A 6,601-nucleotide genomic window follows, 5' to 3' on the forward strand; every position below is an offset into this window, starting at 1 on the left:
TTAGATGTTGAAAATATAATCTATATTTTTTATTTGGAAAATAATTAATCATGAGCATTAAAAATATAATTAAATATATATCATATAATTTTATTTTGGTGTTATTTATGATATTTTTATATTTCATGGTAATTTTCCTATTTGATCTGTTTTAACAGATCACTTATTGTATTTTGATATTTATTAGCGGATTTACTCGGCTATAATTATTAACTGAAAAAGTAATTTGTTATCTGAGCTCTGATTTGGCAAACATGATATTAATCCATGTCAAAGCGAATATTAAAGAGTTTGTCATTGATAATAAAATCTCATTTACTGCTAGTGCACTAAGATATTCTCAATTTAATAATATATTTGTATGTATATATAAAATGCAATGAAATGAATAAAAACCATTTCAGAAAAAATCTTAAATTAAATAGTTGGTGAGGAGGCAAAAATAATTTTAAATATAAAATAAGAAAATAATATCCCTCCTAAAAGAGTGGCTAATTTTCTGGTGATTTCTATAAAATAGATGAGGAGAAGTCATGAAGTTTTTAATTAATACTGATGTCACTAACTGGGTTTCACATAAAGACTGGTTTAACGTTCCATTACGATTGTTTGTAGTTCTACAGGATGATGATGGTTCTGTATCACTAGAAAATTACAAAAGTAAAATCGTAGTGAATGGCTTGAATGAAGGCGAATATGAAATCGTAAATAAAGATAGCATATTTGATCCCGTTAGTAGAGCGTCTGAAATATTAGTAAAAATTAAGACAGATCAGAAGGTTAACGCTACAATTGGTTTTGATGTTGAAGTAACGGATGCTAGTGGTGGTGTGGTAGCGAAAGCCGTGCTTAATCGATTTAAACTGAAATCAATAGGATTGGCAGCACCTGTATATCCGGCACATTATGATAATGTTATTAGCAGTGACGATATAAAAGCAGGAGTTAAAGTACTTTTTACTGATTCCAATATCTTAGATAAACATGATCTGAAGTTTGTTTTTGATAATAATAATGTTGAAGTTGTTCCTGGTGTGCAAAATAGCGGTGATATTCGTAGTTTGCCGGTAAAAAATGCTCTCCTTACTGAAGGTAAACACGATAGCCTTTATTACACTATTAGCGAAAGTGGTACTGCTAGATTTTCTGCTATTCAACGTGTGTTTGTAGAACTTGATGAGGATTCTTCAACAATTCAAGTTCGTCGCGATTTAGAAATACCTTATATTGAAGAATATGATGAAAACAAGGGTCGACCAATTGGTGAGAATATTATTGATTATGACATTAATATTCTGGTCAGCGATGCTAAACTTAAAGGTAAGGAGTTGAAAAAAGGTACAGTACATATAAGAGGGTATTCTGCTGACAATCGGGATACAGGAGAATTAGTATTAAAGATAGATTCTTTGCAAGGTAGTGAAGATAATATTTTCCGGTTAGCTGTGATTAAACCTGAAGAAAATGCTGATGGTCAGCCGGGTGGAATTGATTTCTTCAATTATATAGGTAATGGTCAAGTAAAAATTCATTACGAAATATCATTTGTTGGTGAAGTGAATATATTGCATAAATCTAAAGAGAAGACTTACAAGGTAGTTCTGGACTGATTGGCTTGGTGCTCGTGAATGTGTTATTGCTTATATAGAAAAAAGCCCAATTCACATTGGGCTTTTCTTGCATATTAACCGTTTTTTATACCAGCTATCTTATGCATACCAGAGATTCTCTTGAGTATCTCCAGACTGAAATTTGGCTCCTCCAACTGGACTTGAACCAGTGACATACGGATTAACAGTCCGCCGTTCTACCGACTGAACTATGGAGGAATCGTTCCTGAGAACGGAGCGAATACTAGCGATGAATTTAAAATCTGTCAACGCAAAAAGTTTATTATTTTGTTATTTGCTCGCTGTGTGAACGCATTGTATTACAATTGTACTACTTTACTGAAATTGAGTACCTTTGTTCATTATCAGCTATCCATGATCGGCGACGATGTTGCTATATGTGATTGTTCAGGAAATGGAAATGCCATGATATAAACATCATAAAAATGAATTTCACCTTTCATGTGTATAATGTGTTTGATTTCATCTTTTATTGCCAATGGAACATGGGGGTGGGAACAAAGCTCTTTGATTGCGCAATCTGAGATTTTTTCGCTGACGAACCATTCGCCGTTGTAACACACTCGTAGATCAAGTACGCCGATATCATCAAACCGATACACAGGTTTGATTTCGAATAATAAAACCGCTGACATAATAATGAAGAGTACTGTAAAAGCGAGCAGTGAAAATAAATTAAAATATGGGGTATACCAAATAAGTGCGGCGAGAAACAGGTAGGATACAAACATAGCCAGGCAGAGATAAGGATGGTGATTGATAAACTGGCTGTTAAAACGAGGTTTACCATCACGTTGTTCTGCAATGTTGATTCGTTCAAGATCCTGAATCAGTATCTGTTTAATGATATTCATATATTGACCTGATTAAACAAAGGAAAAGTGAAATATTTTCATCACTATTTGCCTTCAAGGTTAGCATGGCGGAGGTAATCTTACGTAGATCAGTTGTCTTATTTTAATCTGCCAACTGTTATTGACTAAGATTAACTCTAGTGCTTTCATTAAGATAAAGGTTGAATAAATCAAAAAAATTTATAACCAATGACATTGTTTGTTAAATTATTGCTTTAATAATGAGCATAAATATTTTTTTTAAAACACCAGTGCATAAAAAGGTTGCTATTCCTTTTCTATCATGAGTTAATGCAGCCGGCCTGATAAACAGACCTACTTTATGTACGACATCTTGAGTTAATGAGTTATGTGTAAGTGTTATCCTCAGATAGCCTTTGTTGACGCGTTTCCTTCTTAGTGCCTCCATAAGTAATAGCTGATATAACTGGCCAATACATGCCCAATGGTGGCAAAATTTTTTTGATATATAGGAAAGTCACAATGTCTGACAAAATGAAAGGTCAAGTGAAGTGGTTCAACGAGTCTAAAGGCTTCGGTTTCATTACCCCAGCTGACGGTAGCAAAGACGTATTCGTTCACTTCTCTGCCATTCAGGGTAACGGTTTCAAAACTTTGGCAGAAGGCCAGAACGTAGAATTCACCATTGAAAATGGTGCGAAAGGTCCAGCAGCAGCAAACGTAACAGCTATCTGATTGCTTGGATGATTTTTAAGCCTGTCGCTATTTTCTATAGTGGTGGGCTTTTTCTTGGTTAAAGTCATATCCTTCTTTACTTATTAATTACTCCTGATTATACTTCGTCCAAATTTTATTGGAGAGATAGCCATTGGACAGTCAAAGTTTTCAGTTAAATAGACAATAAAACGGCAAGCTGTTCATTTCCTTCCGATTTGCTGCTTGCCAAATAAAGCGGGCAGTACCACTCAAAATATCTGAGCTGTACTTACTCAAAAAAATGGTGTTATCCGGTGCTTAGTCAAGTGGTCAGGATAGTATATTGGGTTTTTATTATGCTGTTATATATTTACGCTTTGCTACCTCCTGGTATGGACAGAAAATAGGGCTGAATTAAACATTCAGCATACATTTCTGTGTGCAAAATAAATGCACATGATTATTTATCCATTTGGTTGTATGGAGAATGTCATGTTAATAACTCCTTTTGTCTTTCATTTATTATCGGCTATGTGTTTTGGCGCATTAATTGGTGCTGAGCGGCAATGGCGCCAACGTATGGCTGGTTTAAGAACTAATGCATTAGTTGCGACCGGCGCGGCAGTTTTTATCCTCAGTTCAATAACAACTTCACCCGATAGTGCCGGTCGTATTGCTGCACAAGTTGTTTCAGGCATTGGTTTCCTTGGTGCTGGCGTCATTATGCGGGAAGGTATGAATATTCGTGGATTAAATACCGCAGCAACTCTATGGTGCTCTGCTGGAATTGGCGTGTTGTGTGGCCTTGGGCAATATTGGCTAGCCGCGATAGCAACCGCCATTATTCTCTGCGCAAATATATTGTTACGTGAAGCGGCCCAACGTATTAATTTACAGCCCAGGCAGCAGGTCACTGAACAGGCGCAGTGTTATAAAATTCACGTAGTGTGTGACAGTGATGACGAAATTCTGGTGAGAACCTTGGTATTACAGGCTCTCAATGGAGTAGCTGTGAGGTTACAATCTCTAAGTTTCGCCGACAGGGTTCAACCTGGAAAATTTGAAGTGCGTGCTGAAGTGTTAGCAACACTGGCTGAGCAAAAAGAGATAGAAGCAATTGTTTGTCGTATAAGTCTGGAAAAGAGCGTTAGCTCAGTAAACTGGAAAATTGCTTCTGAACCCTCGATCTGAAAATCTTTTGTATAAAACAACATCACTAGTTTGATAAAGAACCACCATTGACGAATGGTGTTTCGTCATAAGAGACAAACAAAGCGTTGCCTATGGTGTGTTTTCCCGGTTGGGCAACGTGTAATCAAGAAACCATTTATACCCGTTATCTTTCAAGTTGCCTCTTTGTTGGCTGCACTCGCTCACCCCGGTCACATAGTTCTCTATGCTCCCGGGGATTCGCTCCCTTGCCGTCGCGATGCATCTTGAAATCCATTGGGTATAGCACTATTTTCCGAATAATTTAAGGTTTCCGAATCATTAAGGTGAATATTTCGCCCGTGATGCTTTTATTTATACGTAGGTCATTTCGGCAAGAACAAATTATAAACAAAGCTGTGAAGCTTGTGATTAGAACGGTAGTGTTAGTCAGTACTGCGTTGTGGTTTTTCCGATCTTGGTAGGGAGAATAATTGATCGGATATCTTGTGCTAGACGAGATTATGTTCGTGTGCTATTTGAGACAGATATGGGAAGTGATACTAGTCAAACAGCTACCATTGTTACAATTAAATCTGTCGTTAACTGTGGATTTCAGATTACGTTTGGTCGTAAGTCAGGTTGATTACAAATTTGCTTTATACCCGTAATAGTTTTGGATGGTATTGTTGATTAATGGTTTCACCGGGTAAAAGTCGTTCGATGCGGTATTCTTAGTCGTGGTAAACCTGATATAGGTATCATACGTGGGTACAGAAAAATTGATGAGTTGACATTTAATTTGGTTTGCTGTCCGTTGCTCGTTTTTGCCTAGAATTTTCAGTAAAAATATCAATTATTTTCAAAGGCTAAGTAGAAGAAATGATCTAAGTTTGTTCTTATATAAGAGTAAAATAGATAATAATTCTGCTTGGTGGAGAATGTCGTGAAAAAATAATGGAGGCAGCCAATGGTTACCATCAGACAAGATTTTAGGGTATTAATTTAACAGTTCGATATTTATCCGATGATAAAGTAAAAATGCAGCTCATCTTTATGGTGATGAAAGAGTGATGATATTACAGGAGTTGCTAACTTTCCTTGAGCCAGTAGAGAGGGGTGTGGTTTCTGTTATTTTTGTATTAAGAGAGAGTGGAGTGGCAGCAAGAGTTCTTACCAAGGGTAACTCTGCTATTACTGTCAGGATTTGTTATGGTGTAGGGTTAGAATTCAAAGTTATTTTAACATTCTAACAAACAGAGCTGATAGCGACTGAAATCTTGAGAAATGAAATCAAATTGGTATTTAGCAAACTGTGCATCGTAAAAATCCTGTGTTGCAAAAGAACGGGTATACGGTTGGTTTCTTGATGATAACATTAATGATGCTATGGTATTGAGATCTGCTGATGCAGGAGTTTTTGTTGGCAAAGGTACAGATAGTGCAAAAAAGCGATAGATATTACCAGCCTTGGTAAGAACTTAAGGGGGTTAAATGAAGGGTAGTTAAGAGAAGAGAGTGAGTGGGAGTATTATCAAGTGCTTGAATATAACGATAAGTTTGAACTTTGGTAATGTTTTTTCAGTGTTGATTACCAGAGACTTTATTCCATTCTTTCTGGTACAAGATATTCGTTTACTAGTACAAGATCTGATGTATGATATTTCTTAGCTCTTTTATATCCTGAGAAAAAGATTATAAATGAGGGATTAAAAATATTGGATATTCTATGGCGCTGATAGAACTAGCTTGTATCATTTTTAGCTGTGTGGATATATCTATTAATATTAATTATTTTTTTAGTGAAAAATTCTGCTGGTTGAGTTTTATTTCAGCCAGATTAGTGTATTGAATTGTTACTTCCTCAGATATTTTTTGTTCATATATTATGCGTGTAAGGGATGTGTTTTGTCCAAAAAACAGAGATATTTCCAGTGTTATTGATTACATAATTGATAATGATTCTCGATATCTATATTCCTTTCTTGTTTGATGAACTATTGGGTTTAGCGTCTTTGCTCTGAGAGTATTTTCTGTGATTAGGTTAGGTTGTAATCGATTGTTGCATTAACTGTCATATTTGATGAATAATTATAATTACTCGGAAAATTATCACTACTATTTATATGGGTAAATAAATTTCTTATCAACGTTCTATTTTTTCCATTTTTTCATGGAATATCAGGGTTTTTCTGTTACCAATAATTATAATTTCATTATTCTGGTTGGAAATGATATTGATTTTTATTATTGCTGATTATTTTTGCAATAAATCTCAATGAATTATTTTTCTTCTGTACAGTTAATTAT

At 35.3% G+C, this 6,601-nt stretch carries 5 protein-coding genes and 1 tRNA gene; 4 read left to right on the forward strand and 2 right to left on the reverse strand.

What is annotated here, in order from left to right; translation table 11 throughout:
• Positions 1 to 533: 533 nt before the first annotated feature.
• A complete protein-coding gene (locus V2H77_RS01385) occupies positions 534 to 1,610 on the forward strand; it encodes a hypothetical protein (protein WP_341497368.1) in 1,077 nt (358 codons plus the stop codon).
• A gap of 143 nt (positions 1,611 to 1,753) precedes the next feature.
• Here the strand turns inward: V2H77_RS01385 and V2H77_RS01390 are convergent.
• Both V2H77_RS01390 and V2H77_RS01395 read right to left on the reverse strand, forming a co-directional pair.
• Positions 1,754 to 1,829, reverse strand: a tRNA-Asn gene (locus V2H77_RS01390).
• A gap of 146 nt (positions 1,830 to 1,975) precedes the next feature.
• Entirely contained in the window at positions 1,976 to 2,485 is a 510-nt protein-coding gene (locus tag V2H77_RS01395) for a YlaC family protein (protein WP_341497369.1), read from the reverse strand.
• A gap of 483 nt (positions 2,486 to 2,968) precedes the next feature.
• Between V2H77_RS01395 and cspE the strand changes: the two genes are divergently transcribed.
• The 3 genes from cspE (at position 2,969) to V2H77_RS01410 (ending at position 5,544) form a co-directional block, all read left to right on the forward strand.
• A complete protein-coding gene (gene cspE / locus V2H77_RS01400) occupies positions 2,969 to 3,181 on the forward strand; it encodes a transcription antiterminator/RNA stability regulator CspE (RefSeq protein WP_010847246.1) in 213 nt (70 codons plus the stop codon).
• A gap of 453 nt (positions 3,182 to 3,634) precedes the next feature.
• Complete coding sequence (locus tag V2H77_RS01405; protein WP_341497371.1) at positions 3,635 to 4,333, forward strand: MgtC family protein; 699 nt, start codon at positions 3,635 to 3,637, stop codon at positions 4,331 to 4,333.
• A gap of 1,028 nt (positions 4,334 to 5,361) precedes the next feature.
• Positions 5,362 to 5,544 carry a hypothetical protein gene (locus V2H77_RS01410; protein ID WP_341497372.1) on the forward strand — a complete coding sequence of 61 codons (183 nt, stop codon included), beginning with the start codon at positions 5,362 to 5,364 and terminating at the stop codon, positions 5,542 to 5,544.
• Positions 5,545 to 6,601: the final 1,057 nt, after the last annotated feature.

The organism is Photorhabdus sp. P32, from assembly GCF_038085095.1.
GTDB lineage: Bacteria > Pseudomonadota > Gammaproteobacteria > Enterobacterales > Enterobacteriaceae > Photorhabdus > Photorhabdus luminescens.

What these genes read in the sequence shown, in the direction of transcription:
- V2H77_RS01385 (WP_341497368.1), top strand. Translation starts at nt 534, where the DNA reads ATGAAGTTTTTAATTAATACTGATGTCACTAACTGGGTTTCACATAAA.
- V2H77_RS01395 (WP_341497369.1), bottom strand. Translation starts at nt 2,485, where the DNA reads ATGAATATCATTAAACAGATACTGATTCAGGATCTTGAACGAATCAAC.
- cspE (WP_010847246.1), top strand. Translation starts at nt 2,969, where the DNA reads ATGTCTGACAAAATGAAAGGTCAAGTGAAGTGGTTCAACGAGTCTAAA.
- V2H77_RS01405 (WP_341497371.1), top strand. Translation starts at nt 3,635, where the DNA reads ATGTTAATAACTCCTTTTGTCTTTCATTTATTATCGGCTATGTGTTTT.